Consider the following 17035-nt stretch of genomic DNA (forward strand, 5'->3'; position numbering starts at 1 on the left):
GGCGAGTGCTTTTTGATGTTTTTTGCCTATTTTAAGGTTGTAAGATGAAAATTTTAGTTCGTAGTCTAGAGCGTACGGTCACTGAAGAAGAATTGTTAAAACTTTTTCAGGAATACGGCACAGTAGAGTCTTGTAATTTGGTGTTGGATGCTGCAACAGGAAAATCCAAAGGTTTTGCATTTGTAGAAATGCCACATGCACGTGAGGCAGTAAAAGCCATTAAAGCGCTAAACACTTTGCGTCTGCATGGACATGGAATACGTGTTAAAGCAGCAGAAGATAAACCTGCATCAAAATAGTTCAAAGGGAGCAAAAATTGCTCCTTTTTTATGCGTGATCTTTAGTAGAAAATGACGGGTGGGCACCGCTTTGGTGCGCAATTTTATCGCAGTAAAAATAGTGTATTTTTTATTGGGCGTTGTAGGAAAATCGGTTTAATCTAAGCTTCTTAGAACGCTAAATTGAGGAAATACTCATGTCCCGTGTTGCTCGTTTTCATGCGGATCGTACCAATCAGAAATTATATTTCGCCCGTCTTTCATGTCAGCAGGCAGAGCAAACCGAGCATGTACAGCAAGCGCAGGCACATCGTGAAGCTGCGGTGTTTCATTTAAATGGTGCCGTGCTGGCTTTTTTGCAGGAATTAGTACGGTATTATCGTTTAAATGACAATAATCCAACCCTTAAATCAATTGAAGAATTGATGGCAGCCAAAGGACAGATTTCCCCTGAAGTAGCTATTTTGCAGCAACTGAGCAAATCGGGCTTTATTGCAGAGTTAAAACGCGCGTATCGTTTATGTCAGTACACGCCTGAGCCGAGTGCGCCAGAGCCTGAACAGGAAACGTCATCTAATTTAATTATTAAAGTCACACAATCTCCGCAAGCATGGCTACCAGACACGAAAATTTTGCGCGAATGGCATCGTGATTTAACCCAGTTGATTGATGGTTTTCGTAATGAAATGGTGGAGTTTTAAGCCGACCAAACGCCCTTGAAAAAAATCTGATCAGCCCGATATAGATATTCTGAACGATGCAAAGAGCAAGCGCCTTTGCCACCATGTCGAGCATGGAGGATATATGTCTATAGAGCAATTGAAAGAATTATTTGGTAATCATGAAGCAATTTTAGAGCTGGTTCAGCTTGAAGGTGGTGAGTTGGCATTGCGTAATGCAGGCTCTGAGAAAGAGCCATTGGTCAAAATCCAGTTCAATGACGAAGTCAAAGCCATATTGGGTGATCAGACAGCGGTTGTCGCACAGCACATGATTCAGGCGGCATTATTTGGCTTATTGGAAAAACAGGTCAATCAATGGCATGCCGAAATTGTAGATGAACAGCCACAATTTATGAGTTAATCCGAGATAGTCTTTTAGTGATGGACTCATCTTTGATGAACAGGTTATCTATCTGCTTTGGGTAAAATCACAGACAATATAGGTGGTTTCTCATGAATGCAGTGAAAGCCAATCTATACATCAACAAAAAAGCGCAGCTTAAACAGTGCGCTTTTTGTGATTTTGTCTATGGGTTTTAGATGAATTGCCTTCAATGCGTCGGTGGTTGATGATGGGCAATTTCAATTTGATTTAAAATATAATTGCTCATATTTTTCGCCATTTCTTCTTTGGCGAAATACACTTCACCAATATTGTCTTTACGAATTGCTTCCGCTTCGGCTTTGCTTTCTGCACATACCAAAACCTGAATTTCAGGGTTTAGGGTTTTGGCAATATCCACAATTTTATGAATATCCAGAATGTCCATAGGAGAAAGAACGAGCAGTCGAGCATGTTGAATATGTGCCTGAATCAGTACACCTGCTTCTGTAGCAATCCCGCTGACCGCAGCAATGCCTTTTTCACGTAGGTCTTCGACAATTTCACGGTTTTCTTCTGCAATCACAACTTTAATATTTTCAGCCATGAGATTTTGGGTAATACGACGTCCGACTTCACCATGTCCAACAATCACCACCTGATCTCGTAAATAATCTTGAGAAACTTCATCGGGCAACATCGCCAGCGGATCGCTACTACGTTCAAGTAAGCGTGCCAAATAAGAGCGTTCCCGGATCCAGTTTTGCACAGGCTCAATTGCAGAAAAAACAAACGAATTGAGAGTAATTGAAATGAGTGCACCTGCTAAAATCAGATTTTGACCTTCTAGTGACAGCAGTTGTAAAGATACGCCTAGTGTTGCCAAAATGAAGGAAAACTCACCTATTTGTGCCAAGCTTGCACCTACGGTCAAGGCTGTATTGAGTGGATAGCGGAAGAACAAGACCAATGCCATGGCTGCAATGGTTTTACCCACCATGATGATGCCGACGACCGCTAAAACGTGCAGTGGTTCTTCAATTAGAATCCGAGGGTCAAACAGCATGCCTACAGCAACGAAAAACAGGATGGAAAAAATTTCACGTAAGGGTAGAGTTTCTTCTTCGGCACGATGACTGAAGTCGGATTCTTTGACCACCATCCCCGCAAAGAAGGCTCCGAGTGCCATCGACACGCCAAAGATTTTATAAGCACCGAAGGCAATTGATACCGCAGCAGCGACTACTGTTAGAGTAAACAGTTCCCGCGAGCCTAAGCGTGCCACAATTTGCATAATGAAGGGCACAAGGCGCTTACCAACAATCAGCATAAAGGCAATAAAGCCTGAAACCTTCAGTAAAGTCAGTCCGAGTGTTAGCCAAATATTTTCATCATTGGTACTTTCTAAGGCTTGCCCCCCCAGTAACACGGCAGTAGCAGGCAAAAGCACCAATGCCAAGACCATCACCAAGTCTTCAACCAACAACCAGCCTACGGCAATTTTACCGTTAACGGAGTCGAGCAGACCACGATCCCCCAATGCTTTTAAAAGCACAACGGTACTGGCACAAGATAAACTCAAGCCAAAAATTAAGGCAGAACCAAAACTCCAGCCCCACATCATCGACACACCTACACCCAGCAAGGTGGCCACGGCAATTTGCAAAACTGCACCAGGCAAAGCAATGCGTCGTACCTGCATTAAATCATTTAGCGAGAAATGCATGCCGACTCCGAACATGAGGAACATGACTCCAAGTTCTGCTAATTGGTTGGCAAGATGAATATCTGCCACAATGCCCGGTGTGTTGGGACTAATGATGACACCTGCAATCAGGTAGCCCATAAGCGGTGGAAGACGTAAGCGCGCAGCAATATAGCCAAATACCAGTGCTAAGCTAAAACCAACGGCAAGTAAGATGATGAGTTCTACATCATGAGGCACGAGAAACTCCTAAGCCATGGTGAGGGTGCGGTCATAAGACTGAAGTAAGCAAGCACAAACAGTGCCAAAAAGAAAACGAGGAAATTTTAACAAGTGAGGCAAAAAAAGTGCAAAAAAAACGACCTAAATAAGGTCGTTTTTTAAAAAAGCTAAAATTATTTGATTTTAGCTTCTTTGAAAACTACGTGTTGACGGATTTTTGGATCAAATTTTTTGATTTCCATTTTTTCCGGCATAGTACGTTTGTTTTTAGTCGTGGTATAGAAATAACCTGTACCAGCTGTAGAAACTAAGCGAATCTTATCACGCATTGTCCTGACTCCTTACTTAGATCTTTTGACCTTGAGCACGTAGGTCAGCAACAACCTTTTCAATGCCCAATTTGTCGATAATACGCATACCTTTAGTGGTTAAACGAAGACGTACGAAACGTTTTTCGCTTTCTAACCAGAAGCGGTGGTGGTGCAGGTTCGGCTCGAACCGGCGCTTAGTTTTGTTGTTGGCGTGTGAGACGTTGTTACCAACGACTGGACGCTTGCCGGTAACTTGGCAAACCTTAGACATGGTGTAACTCCATTGATTTAGCCAACAGCAAATCTGTATGGCCAGTCAAAAATAAACGGATGAATTCATTCAAGGGGCGTTTTATATCAAAAATACGCTTAAAAGACAAGCGATTTTCTTCAAAAACAGCATGAGCCTGTTTGATAGCTCATGCCTTGATCAGTTAACGAAGAAGCGTCTTCGAAATCAATCGATGAATCGGCTTATCAAATGGGGGGAGAATGAACTTTAAGCTGTATAGCTTTGGATTAGACATTACCGACCGTTCATGTGACAAGCTGAAAAAACCTTCTGGACCATGATATTTCCCCATACCTGATGCACCAACACCACCAAACGGTAAGTCATCTTGTGCAACGTGGGTCAATACAGTGTTGAGTCCGAAATGCCCTGAATGGGTTCGCTGTGCGACATAGTCGGCACGCGCCTGATCAAAGTCGAAATAGTATAAAGCAAGAGGGCGCGGACGGCTATTAATAAACTCGATTACATCATCAATTTGTTCATACTCTAAGATTGGCAGGACTGGCCCAAAGATCTCATTTTGCATAATTTGCATGTCTGGACTGACATTAGTCAGTACCGTTGGTGCCATTTTGCGAGTTGCAGCCACATTTTCACTTTGTGGATTAATTTCAATAATATTTGCACCGCGCTCACGTGCATCTTCTAAATAGCCCTGTAAGCGACGATATTGTTTGTCATTAATGATAGAAGTGTAGTCTTGGTTATCACGGATATGTGGATACATTTCCGTCACAAATTGCTCAAAATGTTCCATGAATTCGGTAGTTTTGCCTTTAGGCAAGAACATATAGTCGGGTGCAACACAGGTTTGTCCTGCATTCCAAAGTTTACCTACCGCAATACGCTGTGCAACATCGACCATATCGCTAGATGGATGCACCAAAACAGGGGATTTTCCACCTAATTCTAAAATGACAGGCACGAGGTTTTGTGATGCAGCGGCCATCACGGTTTTGCCGACTTGGGTAGAGCCTGTGAAAATAATTTTGTCAAAAGGCAAATGACAGAACGCATCTGAAATAATGCCACCGCCATTGATTACCGCTACCAATTCTTGCGGAAACGCTTCACTCATGGCATTTTCCAGTACCTTGCCAAAATGCGCAGAAGCACTGGAAATTTTGATCATGGCATGGTTGCCCGCAGCCAAAGCACAGATCAGAGGGCCTAAAGACAACAGTAGAGGGTAGTTCCACGGTGCAATAATGCCAATCACCCCTAAAGGTTGATACTGTACCCAAGCTTTTGCAGGTTGGTGAATGATTCCAACCTGACGTTTAGAGGGTTTCATCCAGTCGGTCAGGTTTTTGCTGTAATATTTGATATGTTCCAAGCAGGTAAGTACTTCGCCAATTTGGGTTTCGGCAATGGCACGGTTGCCATAGTCACGGTTAATGGCTTCAGCAAATTGATCCTGATATTTTACAATCACACGTTTTAAGCGAGCTAAGCGTTCAATGCGTTCTTTGGCACTAGGTACAGGATTGCGCTGATAGGCATATTTCTGCAATGCCAAAATATCATCCAGACGTTGTAAATCGGGTGAATGTAGGGTCATTGAAGTTGTTTTTGTTTGACTGTTCATGACATGTTACCATTCAATAAAAGCAATATAAGTTAGTTTTTAGAGTATTTACTCTAATCAGTCAAGTGACTTTATGTTTACATGCCCCTCAAATTTTAAAGAATGGTTGTTTTTAGGATGTCTCAAACCAAAACCTTGAAAACCAAAGAACGTATTTTGCAATTGAGTTTGCAATTGTTTAACGAGCGTGGTGAGCGTTCAGTTACAACCAATCATATTGCGGCTGAATTGGGTATGAGCCCAGGAAATTTGTATTACCATTTTCGCAATAAGAACGAAATCATTAAAGAGTTGATGGAACAATATCAGCAGGAAACCTTGGAAATGCTGGCCCTACCTGAAAGCCGTGCTTTGGATGCTAATGATAAAATTCGTTATTTTCAGGTGCTCAGCAGTCAGTTATGGGCCTATCGGTTTTTGCATCGTGATGTCTATCATTTGGTCGAAACCAATGAAGATTTCCGCAAAATGTATCCTCGTTTTGCAGGACAAGTTATGCAGCAGGGACAGAAAATTTATCAGGCTTTTGTGGATGCGGGTCTGATGCAAATGACTGAGTCCGAAATTGAAGCCTTGATTATCAATATTTGGATTGTGCTGACCAACTGGACTAACTTCTTATATATGTCGGGACACATTACCGATTCAAACCATTTGGAAGAAAAATGGATTTGGCAAGCTTTGCGTCAAATGTTGTTCCTTGAAGGGGCGTATTTACGTGGTGAAAGTCGTGCAACTTATGAGCGTTTACTAGAAACGTTAGGTACATCTGAACTGTTTGAGAGTTTATCATCCAGTAAAAATACTCAAGCCGACTAAGCGACTGAGAATAGCTATTTAGAATGTCTGAGAAACGCGCTAGAATACTCGGCTTGTTTTTCAATTTAACCAAGTAGTGACTAAAAACAACATGAATATGACGACTGCGAATACTGCACGTTTGCTGATTACCTGTGAAGATAAGCCTGGTATTGTGCAGGCTGTATCGAGCTTTTTGTATCATCAAGGAGCCAACATTACCGCGCTTGATCAATATGCAACAGAAGCTCAGGGCGGGCGTTATTTCATGCGGGTTGAGTTTGAACTGGATCACTTGCAAAGTCGTAAAGAAAGCTTATTGCAAACCTTTGCTTCCAACGTGGCAGAGCGTTACGAAATGCAATGGCGTTTGGCTTTGGTCAGCGATGTGAAAAAAGTTGGCATTTTGGTGTCTAAAGTTGATCATGCTTTGCTTGAGCTGTTATGGCGTCATGCACGTGGTGGTTTACCATGCGAAATTACCAAAGTAGTGTCCAATCATGACACCTTGCGTGAAGCGGTAGAAAACTTTGGTATTCCGTTTGAAGTAGTGCCTGTAAATAAAGAGAATAAACGTGAAGCTTACGCTAAAATTGATGAATTGATGCAAGGCAATGATTTATTGGTACTGGCGCGTTATATGCAAATTCTAGATGAAGAGTTTGTATCTAAATGGGAAATGAAAGTGATCAATATTCACCATTCATTCCTGCCTGCTTTCGTGGGCGCAAACCCATATAAACAAGCTTATGAAAAAGGCGTAAAACTGATTGGTGCAACTGCGCACTATGTAACGGCAGACCTAGATCAGGGTCCGATTATTGAACAAGATGTTGAACGTGTAAACCACGACTTTACAGTAGATCAACTGCGTGAATTAGGGCAGGATGTGGAACGTAATGTACTGGCACGTGCAGTTAAATGGCATTTGGAAGACCGTATAATTGTAGATGGCAATAAAACTGTTGTATTTCAATAATTTAAAAGATATGTAAAACTAAAACATGCCGTCAGGGCATGTTTTTTTATGCTATAATTGTAATGTTATAACATTTATTTTAACTGTTTCTTAATCGTAAATTTAATGGATGATTCACGGTTGTCATTAAAAAAGTAGTTGCAAATGAAAACACTTCTCATTTATTATTGCGTTACTTTAATTGTTCTAACCGATCAGTTTGATCGTATAAGCTGTGATGGTTTGGCAATTGCTTTCCACGGTCGCTGACTTTAATGAACCAATCTCCCAACGCTATGATGCATATGTCCCACACTATGAAAAAGAATGTTGTAACAGCTTTAGCCGTGGTTGCATTGGGACACGTGGGTATATTGTGGGCATTGGGGCAGATGCAAACCCCAAGCTTAAAGCCAATAGAAAAAGAACCTTTAAAAGTCCGCTTTGTAAAAATTCAAGAACAGCCTAAACCGTTACCGCCACAGCCAAAAGCTGAACCACAACCTGAAAAACCCAAGCCTCAGCCTGTAAAAGAAGTGCCTGTGGTAGAAAAACCGTTGCCACCGCCACCGAAAAAAGTAGAAAAAGTACAGCAAGTTAAAAAAGCAGAAGCCCCTAAACCCGTGGCGAAGCCCGTAGAAAAACCAGTCGAACGTGAGGTGCAACCTGCACCTGTAGCAACGGTGACTGAATCTAAAGTGGTACAGCCTGCACCGAAACCGACAGTTACACCTGTTGCACCTGCTCCTGTCGCACCTTCTGCTCCAAAAACAGTGTCGATTGGCGGCTCAGGCGTGCAATGGAGTCGTTCACCAAAACCAACTTATAGTAACCGTGATTTACAGGGAGAAACCCGTAACGTGGTGGTTCGGATTGAGGCCAATGAAAAAGGCGTAATTACCGATGCACAAATTACGCGTTCTAGTGGTATACCTGCTTTAGATCAAAAGATTTTACGCGCAGTGCGTAGTGCAAAATTCAAACCGTACAAAGAAAATGGCGTGGCTTATCCAATTCGTGCTGAGCAGCCTTTTGAATTGACATTGAACCCTAACGGCTAACCTTCAACAGGAGTTCGAGTATGAACTTTTCCGTCTATTGGCAACATGCAGATGCAGTCAGCAAAACGCTGTATTTCGTGTTATTGGCGATGTCGATTGCGACATGGACCATCTTTGCATTACGTTTGATGGGCACGCATCAATTGAAGCAACAAGCTTATGCTCAACTGTCTCAGGCATTAAATCAGCTGAAAGCAAAACTGGCACCCCTAAGTTTTGAACAGCGCAAAGCGGTTGCGGAACAAGCCTTATTGCGTCAAATTTCTGTAGAAAAAGCATCGGCAGAAAAAGGGGTGTCGGTATTGGGTACGATTGCCTCACTTGCACCGTTTGTCGGTTTATTCGGTACGGTTTGGGGTATTTTCCATGCATTGGTTGCCGTGGGTAAAAGTGGGCAGGCAGGACTGGCACAAGTCGCAACCCCAGTGGGTGAAGCGTTGATTATGACAGGCTTTGGTTTGGCAGTCGCAATTCCAGCGGTGATTGCCTACAACATTTGCTCGCGCGTGAACCGTACCTTATCGAACAATCTGCAAGATCATGCACACAGCTTGTTGATTGATACCATGTTGCAGCAAGATTCATCTGTGCAAAAAACAGAAGTGAAAGCAACACAACAAAGTTTGGTGGGAGGTCAGGTTTAATGGCTTTTCAATTGGGTGAAGACAACGACTCAGGCATGAATGAGATGAACCTCATACCCCTGATCGACATTATGTTGGTATTGATGATCATCTTTTTGGTGACAGCGACCGTTGCCAACCCATCTATACCATTAACCTTACCGCAAACCAGCGCAGAGATTGTCGATTTACCCCCTGAGCAAATTCAGGTCAGTATCAATGCCAATGGTGAAGTGGCGTGGGATGATCAAATTATTAGCTTAGATGAGTTGCAAACCCGCTTTAACAGCGCCAGTCAGCAAGCACAGCAACCCACTGTGGTATTAAGAGCCGATAAAGAAGCGCGTTATGATACTGTAGCGCAAGTAATGTCACGTGCGAGTGAAGCCGGACTCAGTGATATTGCTTTTGCAACAGACGATTAAGCCCATATCTTATTTAAAATTAGCGATCTTTTAAGGTCGCTTTTTTTATGCAAACTCACGCATAATACCAAAATATTTCACCTACTCAAGCGTATTTAATCAACCAAGCTATTTGGGTTGAGTTAGCAGCTTATTTGAAAGTCTGTTTTTTGTAGCTTTTTAGCGCTGCGCTGGAAACTCCCTGCAGAGCGTTTATCTCGCTTGCAATGGGGCGGGATTCTGTTGTCTTTTGCTGGTATAGCAGTGACTTTTTTATGGCGTGATACTGTACAACACGAAACTCACCAAAACTTTAGCCACATGCTTTTTGGCGATTTACTCGCGCAGAGTGCAGGCATACTTTGGGCAGCCACAACGGTCGCGGTACGTTTAAGTCCTTTATCAGAAGCGCCTACAACACAATCTTTGTTTTATCAATCAAGCACAAACCATCTTCAAGCGACTGAGCGGATTGCATACCTAAACTAGAAGATGGTTTGTGCCAAAAATTGAAATGCTCTGGATGAACAGTTACTTCGCTTCAAAAATCTTAGAAAGCGGAATCGACAACTTGGCAGCTAAATAGTCATCGGTTTCATTGAGTATGGGGCCGAGTCTTTGCATCCATTCATCATCAGAATAAACATTGGTCAAGTCCTGACGACGTGGCAATGAATACGGTAAATGTGTATAAAAGCTCCAAAAATCTACCTGAGAAAGATTACGCACCAATACAAATTCATCATTTTCAGTACGTTTAATTAAGTTTTGTTGTTCTAGCATTCGCACATAAGACGGCCAACGGCCAATTTCATTACGTCCTAATACATCCAGTGCTTCAGCTTCAGTGACACTTTCTCCACGCATTTGTTTTTTATAAAACAATTCCAGCAAGTCCAGTAACATGAGCAGCGGGTGGCATTTTTTCGCTCGGCTGGCTTCAAAAGCGGTCAGGGCAAAACTAATTTCAACACCCAAGAGCACAATATTCCAAGACAGAAAAATCCACAGTAAGAAAATAGGTACGGCAGCAAATGCACCATAAATAATTTCATAACTGGTGAAGTTGGACATAATAAAACCAAACAGGTTTTTCAAACATTCGAATACAACAGCACTGAATACCCCCGCAATTAATGCGGCTTTAATGGGTACACTGCGGTTGGGAATGGTCCAGTTCAGAATAAAAAAACCCAAAATGGTCAGGGCAAATGAAATCAGCCATAAAATAAATGCGCCATTGAGCTCATAACCTGCAAAGTTATTACTCAGCACATTCATAGAGGCCAAAGTTGAGGAAATGACAAAAGCACTGCCCAATAAAATAGGGCCTAATGAAATGATGGTCCAGTAACGCATAAAACCCACAATGCCGCCACGGGTTTCCTTCACCCGCCATATTCGGTTAAACACAGTTTCAATACTGGTCAGCATCATTACTGTGGTCACGAATAAAAACAAAACCCCGATGACGGTTAAGTTGCTGGATTTTTCGGTAAAGGCATTTAAGGCTTTATCAAAGGCAATAGTGGTTTTAGGTAAAAAGTTGCTGTAAATCAGTTGTTGTAATTGTTGCCGTGCGGGTTCGAGAGCCTTAATAGATGAGATGATCACCAAAAATACGGTAAGCATCGGCACAACAGCAAAAAGGGTAGTGTAGGTTAAAGAGCCCGCTTGTTCACGGCAGCGATCTGCTTCAAAGCGACGCAGCACAAATAAAACAAATTGAAACCATTGTTTGTCATAAAAAGGTAGTTTCTTTAAATATTCAACGATCATACAGTGGCTGTCTCAACTTTTTAATCATCATTATCTGTTTTCATGGTTAAGCTTAACCAAAAAAGTAGCAAAATACCGTATAGTTTTCATTTGAGTCTGATTTCTTAGCATGATGCAAGCATATATTCTGGTTTTGTACTTTAGTAAATATGGTTCTACCAAAGAAATGGCACATTTAATTGCCAATGGGGTAGAAGCCAGTGGCATGCCCGTTAAAATTAGAACTGTGCCCAATATCTCTACAGTGGTGCAACAAGCCGAGCCAAGTATTCCTGCCGAAGGTGATATTTATTGCACTTTAGATGACTTAGCCAATTGTGCAGGTTTGGCTTTGGGTTCTCCTACACGCTTTGGCAATATGGCATCTGAAATGAAATATTTCTGGGATCAAACCACCAGTCTCTGGCTGAATGGCGCATTGCACAATAAACCTGCCTGTGTTTTTACCTCATCGGGTTCGATGCATGGTGGACAGGAAAGTACCTTATTGACCATGTTGCCGCCATTGTTTCACCACGGGATGATGATTATGGGACTGCATAATGCGCATCCTGCTCTATCGAATACCAAAACGGGCGGCACACCGTATGGTGCAACGCATGTGAGCGGTCCACGCCACGATCAGGCTTTGAGCCAGGATGAAAAAATCCTTTGTGAAGTACAAGGACAACGTTTAGGCGAAATGGTAAAAAAATTACAGGGGATGTGAACTCTTTCTTCAATCAAGATGAAGCGTAAAATGGAGATATCATTTTACGCTTTCATTTTTTTACTTGAATTCGATTTTGAGTTAAAAATAAGTGCACTTTTCACCTAAAATCACCATTTGCAGTGATATTCAGTTTTTCTTTTTTCAAGTCTAATCACCGCTTTAAAAGCAGAGTTTTCTGTCACGGTTCACGCAGCATTTTTTTGTGCAGACTAGGGTCTGTTGACATTTCATAAATGGCTTGCGCTGTAGGCTAAAACTGAGCAGATCAGGCATGAAACGCAAGGAATAGCGAGATTATTGCTAAGTTTCATAACGCAATCTGAGAAAGTTTTAGTCACAGCCTTTCAGGGCGAGCATATTTTTTGCTGCTATTGCGTTATGTGCCAGTCATTTAGAATGACTAAATTTCCTGTCCCATGCCTTATATCAGCTAAAAAATATGCGTTGCCGCAAACATAGACGAATTGTCAACAGACCCTGATGTATTGAGCACAATGGACTGCTGTAAAAATGAGAGATTGAGGAAAAGTGAAAATGAATAAGTGGATGCTGATTGGGTTAAGTCTATTGAGCTTGGGGTGTTCATGGTCAAGTATTGCAGCGACTGAAATTGTGCATAGTCTGAGCTTTGCAGAACCAAAGCAGATTGAGAAACAACCTGCGGAAGCCGAATATTTAGCGGTACAAGAGCCTGTGATGACTTCTGCAAGCAGCATTGCAAAATAAAAAGATGTAATCAAAAAAGTGCTGCTATGTGCAGCATTTTTTTTGAAATTGATTTAGGGTTACTTAGAGTTGTTTGGTTCTTTCGACTTTTTCTTTAAAGCGGTGTTTGCATTTGAGGCATTGAAAATCTAGAAAAATATTCTGATCGACAATTACACCTGCTTTTTTACCAAAGCGATGCCCAAGAAAACCGCCTGTGATTCCCACACTAATTGCCCCGACAAACGTGCCAATCGTGCCGCCCATAATTACGCCCAATGGCCCTGCGGCTGTACCAATTGCTGCACCAATAGAAGCTCCTGAAGCTGCACCGCCCACTGTACCTGCTGCTGTACCTGCAGAGCCTAATAACACGCCACCAATTTTTTGCAAGTTTTGTTCATGGTTGCGTTTTTCAACTTGAGTTGAACCACATTTCGGACAGACGATACTGTGTTCCATCAACGGATTGTCTTGTGTCATGACTGTAAAATGCCTTGTGCTCATGCCGCATGCATTAATGCACGCAGACGATCTAAAAAGTGCTGTGTAGAGCTGCAATCTGAAAAACCAGACTGCTTAAACACTGTTATTTGAAGTGCAGCATGGCGTAGCGCAACTATTTTGTAAATTAAATATATGTAAATGAGCCGTTTAAGTTTGAAAATAAGAATAAAAAAAGAGCGCCTAAGCACTCTTTGATCACAGGGCTAAATGATGAAACAACATCAGTTTTAATCGACCTTAATCTCGTACAAATTCAACAGTACCGTTTGCCAAAGATTTTACTCGTGCCAATGATTCAACACGATAACCTCTTTCAAGCAATAATTCACGACCTGGTTGGAATGATTTCTCAATCACAATTCCAATACCCACGACTTCTGCATTGGCTTGATGGATTAAATCTGCTAAACCGAGTGCAGCTTGACCATTTGCCAAAAAGTCATCAATCACCAAGACTTTGTCGCTAGCGCTGATATGTTTGTTTGAAATGGCAATCGTACTTTCAGTTTGCTTGGTAAATGAAAATACTTTAGAGCGGTATAAATCATCTTTTAAGGTTAAAGATTGATATTTACGTGCAAAAATGACAGGAACGCCAAGTTCTAAACCTGCCATCACAGCTGGTGCAATGCCAGAAGCTTCAATGGTAATAATTTTGGTGATGCCTGCATCTTTAAACAAACGCGCAAATTCTTGACCAATTTGCTGCATCATCATAGGGTCAATTTGATGGTTTAAGAAAGAGTCGACTTTTAGAACCGCTTCAGATAAAACGATACCTTCAGCTAAAATTTTCTGTTCTAGTGCATGCACGGGAGAATCCTCAAGAGCAGGTGCTTTTCAAAGCAAAAGCGTATTTTAAAAAGCACCTGAAAAAATGCAAGAACAATTTACCAAATGGTGAATAGCTGCTGAGTTTGCTCAGCAGCTATGATTGGAATTAGTTGGTTGGGCCTTTATAACCTGTGAGTAATAAGCCATAAGACTTGTCTTTGTCTTGGTGGGTGACTTTTACAGGCAAGTAGTCAAGTTTTGGTGCCAACCAGAAAATCGTATCACGGTTCGGTTTGCTATGTTTTAGCACCACTTTAATAGTGTCGAAGGTACCGTAATTGGTTTTGATCTTTTCTGCACCTTGTTTAATAAAGCGACGTGATTCAACCTCGTTGTGGTCGGCAATATAGTAGCTCGATTTTAAACCGCCACTTTTTAAATCTTCACGGATTTGCAGCTCTGCATTCAACTCATCCAACACGCCCGCTTTCCAGGCAAAAGAACGGGTTTCGCTGTCCTTTTTAGTGTTAATGGTTTTCGCCGAAGGATTGAAGTTAATACTCATGGTGTTGTTATGCACTAAAATCTTACTGCTGCGGCTGAAGCTAGATGAGCCAATTTTGCCATCATTAAAAGTAAAACGGCTAGTTTCTGTGGCAGAGGCGATTACGCCAGCTTTAGCCGAAAACACATAACTCCATTGGTTACCTGTTTTGCTTAAAGTTCGTGTTGCAGAACCTAAGTTCTTACCATTGTAGTTAAACTGATAACTGGCTTGAAAAGGACTCATGGCAAATATTTGGCTAGAGAAACCAGCCAAGAACAGTGCTGTTGAAACACTGGCTGCCATACCGATTTTTTTCACTACATAATTTGCCATTGCTGAGATATTTCCTTTTTAGGTAGGGAGATGCAATTTACTTGCTTATCGCCATTATAGGCGTTGAATATGAAGAGAAAATTAGGAATTATGCGGCTTGTGTCGTTTTCCTGTACGAATTCTCTTGCAAAGTTTAGCCTAGCCTTGTTTTTGTTTCAGTGGTGTGACTTGAGTATCTGCAAGAAAGTCTTCCGCATTATCCAGTTTTTCTTCAGACATTTTACGGAACAATGCGGTCAAATTGACGTTGCCAGTGAGTACCAATTCCGCTTCGCGTAATACCGCATGATTCACATGAACTTTACTGAGTGTATCAATGATAGAGCGGCTTTTACCTAACCAGCGATTTAAGTCTAAATGCAGCAAATCATCTTTGACTTTAATGACTTTGAGTTTTTCTAAAATCATGCCCAAAGGGTCATCATTGCGTATTTTTTGATAGTAAAATAAAGCACACTTAACCGCGATTTTATGTAAAAAGCTTGGATAACTCGCCTCAATGACCTGTGTGTCACTAATTTGTTCAAACACAATGAGCTGAGTATCTTTATTCAATTCCATCTGCACCAATTTTAAATCGACAGATAGAGTAATGTTCAAGCCGTTGTAATCTAGGGTTGCATAAAGACGTAACCAGTCGTCGTGTAAGTCTGCATGCAGATCTTGCAACATTTTCACATTATCGGTCACAAAGCGCTGAAAAGTCGCATTTAAAAAGACCTGAGATAATGGAAATTCACGTTCATCCTCAATAAATCCTTCGGCTTTTTGGTACACTTGACGGATACGTTGAGAGATATTGGTGATCAGGGTTTGCATACGGCCGTCCAAGTCGTTCATTCATTCTTTACAGATACAAATATTTTGTCGAATTGTATTAAAAATACAGGCATAGAAGCTTGCAGTTTAGCAAAATAAGTTGCACCATTTTAAGCTTTTAAGGCTCACTAGTCAGCTTTTTGATGAAATTCGCAGTTTTGCAGAAAAGTAAAAACTGAGCAAAGTAATATACTCTTTAGTTTATACCGCATTTTGCGGTTTGGGGAATCAGACGTTTTGTCGGATTAATGTGATGCTAAAAAAAATTCAATTAATGCCTTCTACCCAAGATTGGTGGAAAGATCCTATTTTTGCTGCTGCTTTGCTGGTGGCTGCTGTGTTGCACGCATTAATTTTGGAAGTGCAGTTTGCTGCACCGCAACAAAGTGATGTTGCGGTCAAGGAAATTGCGATATCGGTTCGCATGAGCGATACAAAAGTTGAAGATGCAGATTTCTTAGCCCAAGTCGATCAGCAAGGTTCAGGGACATTCCGTGAACAACATCGCATGTCGAGTGACATGCCTGCACCCATGACTGAACAAAGTGCGGGGGAGCAAGAACTGGAAAGTTTAGAACGTATGCAGCAACAGCGCGAATTAAACTTTGAAGAAAAAGTGTTGATGACCACGCTCAGTTGGCAGAAACAGGCGGCAGAAAATCAGCGCAAAAAAGCCATGCAGGAGTTGAATAGTCAATTTCAAGCTAAGGCGGCCATGGTTGCCAGTATTGAAGCGCAATATTTACAACGCCAACAAAACTTTAGCCGTCAGCAAAAAATTAAAACCATTGATGGAATTCAGGCCAAGCAAGACAACACTGCGGGCTATATGGAGAAATTCCGTCAAAAAGTCGAGTTTTATGGCAACCGCTATTACCCAGAACAGGCCAAAGCACAGAATTTAGCGGGTGAGGTGCGTTTAATGGTAATTTTAAACAGCAATGGCGGGATTCGTGCCATTCGTTTAATTGAAAGTTCAGGTCATGCTATGTTGGATGAAGCAGCCAAAGCTTCGGTACGTAAAGCTGCACCTTTTGGCGCATTTGATGCGAAAATGAAGGATATTTCGGAATTGCGGATTGTGCGAACGTGGCGTTTTGACCCTGCCGAAGCTGAGTTTGAGGTGCGCTAGTTTTTTCCTCTCTGTAACTCTCTCCCAAAGGGAGAGAAGATTTTGTGTAGCGTCTAACCATTATAGATTCTAGCTTATGTTCTCCTTTCCACTGGGTATTACAGGAAGAACTTACAAAAGCCTAGAAAACCAATATCTTATCTTTATTTACGCAGCAATATCCTTCTACTAATGTAAGCATCCGGCTAACACAGCCTTACCAAGCGATCCTATAAGCCTTAATTTAGTTCCCACCTAAAAACAAGTGGGGACTTAATCCATGAACATGGATATATATTCAGCAACACCTCCTGTTGCTAAAAAACGCAGAACATACAGCAAAGAATTCAAACTCAGTATTGTCAATGCCTGTAAAAATCCTAATACCTCGATCGCTTCGGTCGCACTGCAACATAGTATTAATGCCAACCTTGTCAGTCGTTGGATCAGGATCTTCAGCC

Annotated in this window: 21 protein-coding genes and 1 pseudogene; 13 read left to right on the forward strand and 9 right to left on the reverse strand. The window is 41.7% G+C overall.

The genetic code is table 11. From position 1 onward, the window contains the following. Positions 1-44 precede the first annotated feature (44 nt). The 3 genes from B2W49_RS03705 (at position 45) to B2W49_RS03715 (ending at position 1361) form a co-directional block, all read left to right on the forward strand. Entirely contained in the window at positions 45-299 is a 255-nt protein-coding gene (locus tag B2W49_RS03705) for an RNA recognition motif domain-containing protein (RefSeq protein WP_004976139.1), read from the forward strand. Positions 300-475: 176 nt separating this feature from the next. After that, the gene (locus B2W49_RS03710; RefSeq protein WP_291334405.1) at positions 476-979 is read left to right on the forward strand and encodes a DUF6586 family protein; all 504 of its coding nucleotides are present in this window, start codon (positions 476-478) and stop codon (positions 977-979) included. 103 nt (positions 980-1082) lie between these two features. Beyond that, positions 1083-1361 (forward strand): hypothetical protein, encoded by a 279-nt coding sequence (locus tag B2W49_RS03715; RefSeq protein ID WP_291334406.1) that lies wholly within the window; start codon positions 1083-1085, stop codon positions 1359-1361. 190 nt (positions 1362-1551) lie between these two features. Here the strand turns inward: B2W49_RS03715 and B2W49_RS03720 are convergent, their stop codons facing one another. From B2W49_RS03720 to B2W49_RS03735, 4 genes are all read right to left on the reverse strand, one after another. Next, positions 1552-3267, reverse strand: coding sequence for a cation:proton antiporter (locus B2W49_RS03720; protein ID WP_291334407.1), 1716 nt, complete (start codon positions 3265-3267; stop codon positions 1552-1554). 155 nt (positions 3268-3422) lie between these two features. After that, positions 3423-3578 (reverse strand): 50S ribosomal protein L33, encoded by a 156-nt coding sequence (gene rpmG / locus B2W49_RS03725; protein ID WP_004976146.1) that lies wholly within the window; start codon positions 3576-3578, stop codon positions 3423-3425. A gap of 16 nt (positions 3579-3594) precedes the next feature. Beyond that, positions 3595-3831 (reverse strand): 50S ribosomal protein L28, encoded by a 237-nt coding sequence (gene rpmB, locus B2W49_RS03730; RefSeq protein WP_000048256.1) that lies wholly within the window; start codon positions 3829-3831, stop codon positions 3595-3597. Between the two features lie 163 nt (positions 3832-3994). Continuing rightward, the gene (locus tag B2W49_RS03735; protein WP_291334661.1) at positions 3995-5443 is read right to left on the reverse strand and encodes a coniferyl aldehyde dehydrogenase; all 1449 of its coding nucleotides are present in this window, start codon (positions 5441-5443) and stop codon (positions 3995-3997) included. A 117-nt stretch (positions 5444-5560) separates the two neighbouring features. Here B2W49_RS03735 and B2W49_RS03740 point away from each other — a divergent pair, with 117 nt between their 5' ends. The 6 genes and pseudogenes from B2W49_RS03740 to B2W49_RS03765 all read left to right on the forward strand — a co-directional run. Then, positions 5561-6262 carry a TetR/AcrR family transcriptional regulator gene (locus B2W49_RS03740; protein ID WP_291334663.1) on the forward strand — a complete coding sequence of 234 codons (702 nt, stop codon included), beginning with the start codon at positions 5561-5563 and terminating at the stop codon, positions 6260-6262. 91 nt (positions 6263-6353) lie between these two features. Next, positions 6354-7220, forward strand: a complete 867-nt coding sequence (gene purU / locus B2W49_RS03745; RefSeq protein ID WP_026438081.1) for a formyltetrahydrofolate deformylase — start codon at positions 6354-6356, stop codon at positions 7218-7220. Between the two features lie 254 nt (positions 7221-7474). Then, positions 7475-8260, forward strand: coding sequence for an energy transducer TonB (locus B2W49_RS03750; RefSeq protein WP_291334666.1), 786 nt, complete (start codon positions 7475-7477; stop codon positions 8258-8260). Positions 8261-8280: 20 nt separating this feature from the next. Then, a complete protein-coding gene (locus B2W49_RS03755; RefSeq protein ID WP_291334668.1) occupies positions 8281-8904 on the forward strand; it encodes a MotA/TolQ/ExbB proton channel family protein in 624 nt (207 codons plus the stop codon). Next, entirely contained in the window at positions 8904-9308 is a 405-nt protein-coding gene (locus tag B2W49_RS03760) for an ExbD/TolR family protein (RefSeq protein ID WP_291334670.1), read from the forward strand. Before B2W49_RS03755 ends, B2W49_RS03760 begins: the two co-directional genes overlap by 1 nt. Before the next feature lie 159 nt (positions 9309-9467). Beyond that, positions 9468-9725: pseudogene (locus B2W49_RS03765) on the forward strand (EamA/RhaT family transporter); the annotation flags it as partial. Positions 9726-9818: 93 nt separating this feature from the next. On the opposite strand, the gene B2W49_RS03770 reads toward B2W49_RS03765, so the two are convergent. Then, a complete protein-coding gene (locus tag B2W49_RS03770; RefSeq protein WP_291334672.1) occupies positions 9819-11066 on the reverse strand; it encodes a YihY family inner membrane protein in 1248 nt (415 codons plus the stop codon). A gap of 112 nt (positions 11067-11178) precedes the next feature. Between B2W49_RS03770 and wrbA the strand changes: the two genes are divergently transcribed. Then, complete coding sequence (gene wrbA / locus B2W49_RS03775) at positions 11179-11775, forward strand: NAD(P)H:quinone oxidoreductase (protein ID WP_178318656.1); 597 nt, start codon at positions 11179-11181, stop codon at positions 11773-11775. Between the two features lie 537 nt (positions 11776-12312). Continuing rightward, the gene (locus tag B2W49_RS03780; protein WP_291334674.1) at positions 12313-12504 is read left to right on the forward strand and encodes a hypothetical protein; all 192 of its coding nucleotides are present in this window, start codon (positions 12313-12315) and stop codon (positions 12502-12504) included. Positions 12505-12567: 63 nt separating this feature from the next. Here the strand turns inward: B2W49_RS03780 and B2W49_RS03785 are convergent, their stop codons facing one another. From B2W49_RS03785 to B2W49_RS03800, 4 genes are all read right to left on the reverse strand, one after another. After that, positions 12568-12966 carry a hypothetical protein gene (locus B2W49_RS03785; RefSeq protein ID WP_291334676.1) on the reverse strand — a complete coding sequence of 133 codons (399 nt, stop codon included), beginning with the start codon at positions 12964-12966 and terminating at the stop codon, positions 12568-12570. A 261-nt stretch (positions 12967-13227) separates the two neighbouring features. Beyond that, positions 13228-13803: a xanthine phosphoribosyltransferase gene (locus B2W49_RS03790; RefSeq protein WP_291334678.1), complete on the reverse strand. Its 576-nt coding sequence runs from the start codon at positions 13801-13803 to the stop codon at positions 13228-13230. A 127-nt stretch (positions 13804-13930) separates the two neighbouring features. Beyond that, on the reverse strand, positions 13931-14644 hold the full coding sequence (locus tag B2W49_RS03795) for a DUF3108 domain-containing protein (protein WP_291334680.1): 714 nt from the start codon (positions 14642-14644) through the stop codon (positions 13931-13933). Positions 14645-14782: 138 nt separating this feature from the next. Beyond that, the gene (locus B2W49_RS03800; protein ID WP_291334687.1) at positions 14783-15463 is read right to left on the reverse strand and encodes a hypothetical protein; all 681 of its coding nucleotides are present in this window, start codon (positions 15461-15463) and stop codon (positions 14783-14785) included. A gap of 274 nt (positions 15464-15737) precedes the next feature. Here B2W49_RS03800 and B2W49_RS03805 point away from each other — a divergent pair, with 274 nt between their 5' ends. Further along, entirely contained in the window at positions 15738-16595 is an 858-nt protein-coding gene (locus tag B2W49_RS03805) for an energy transducer TonB (RefSeq protein WP_291334689.1), read from the forward strand. 259 nt (positions 16596-16854) lie between these two features. Beyond that, on the forward strand, positions 16855-17035 hold a 181-nt coding region (locus B2W49_RS03810), incomplete at its 3' end, for a transposase (protein ID WP_153562979.1).

It is taken from the genome of Acinetobacter sp. UBA801 (assembly GCA_002296655.1).
GTDB lineage: Bacteria > Pseudomonadota > Gammaproteobacteria > Pseudomonadales > Moraxellaceae > Acinetobacter.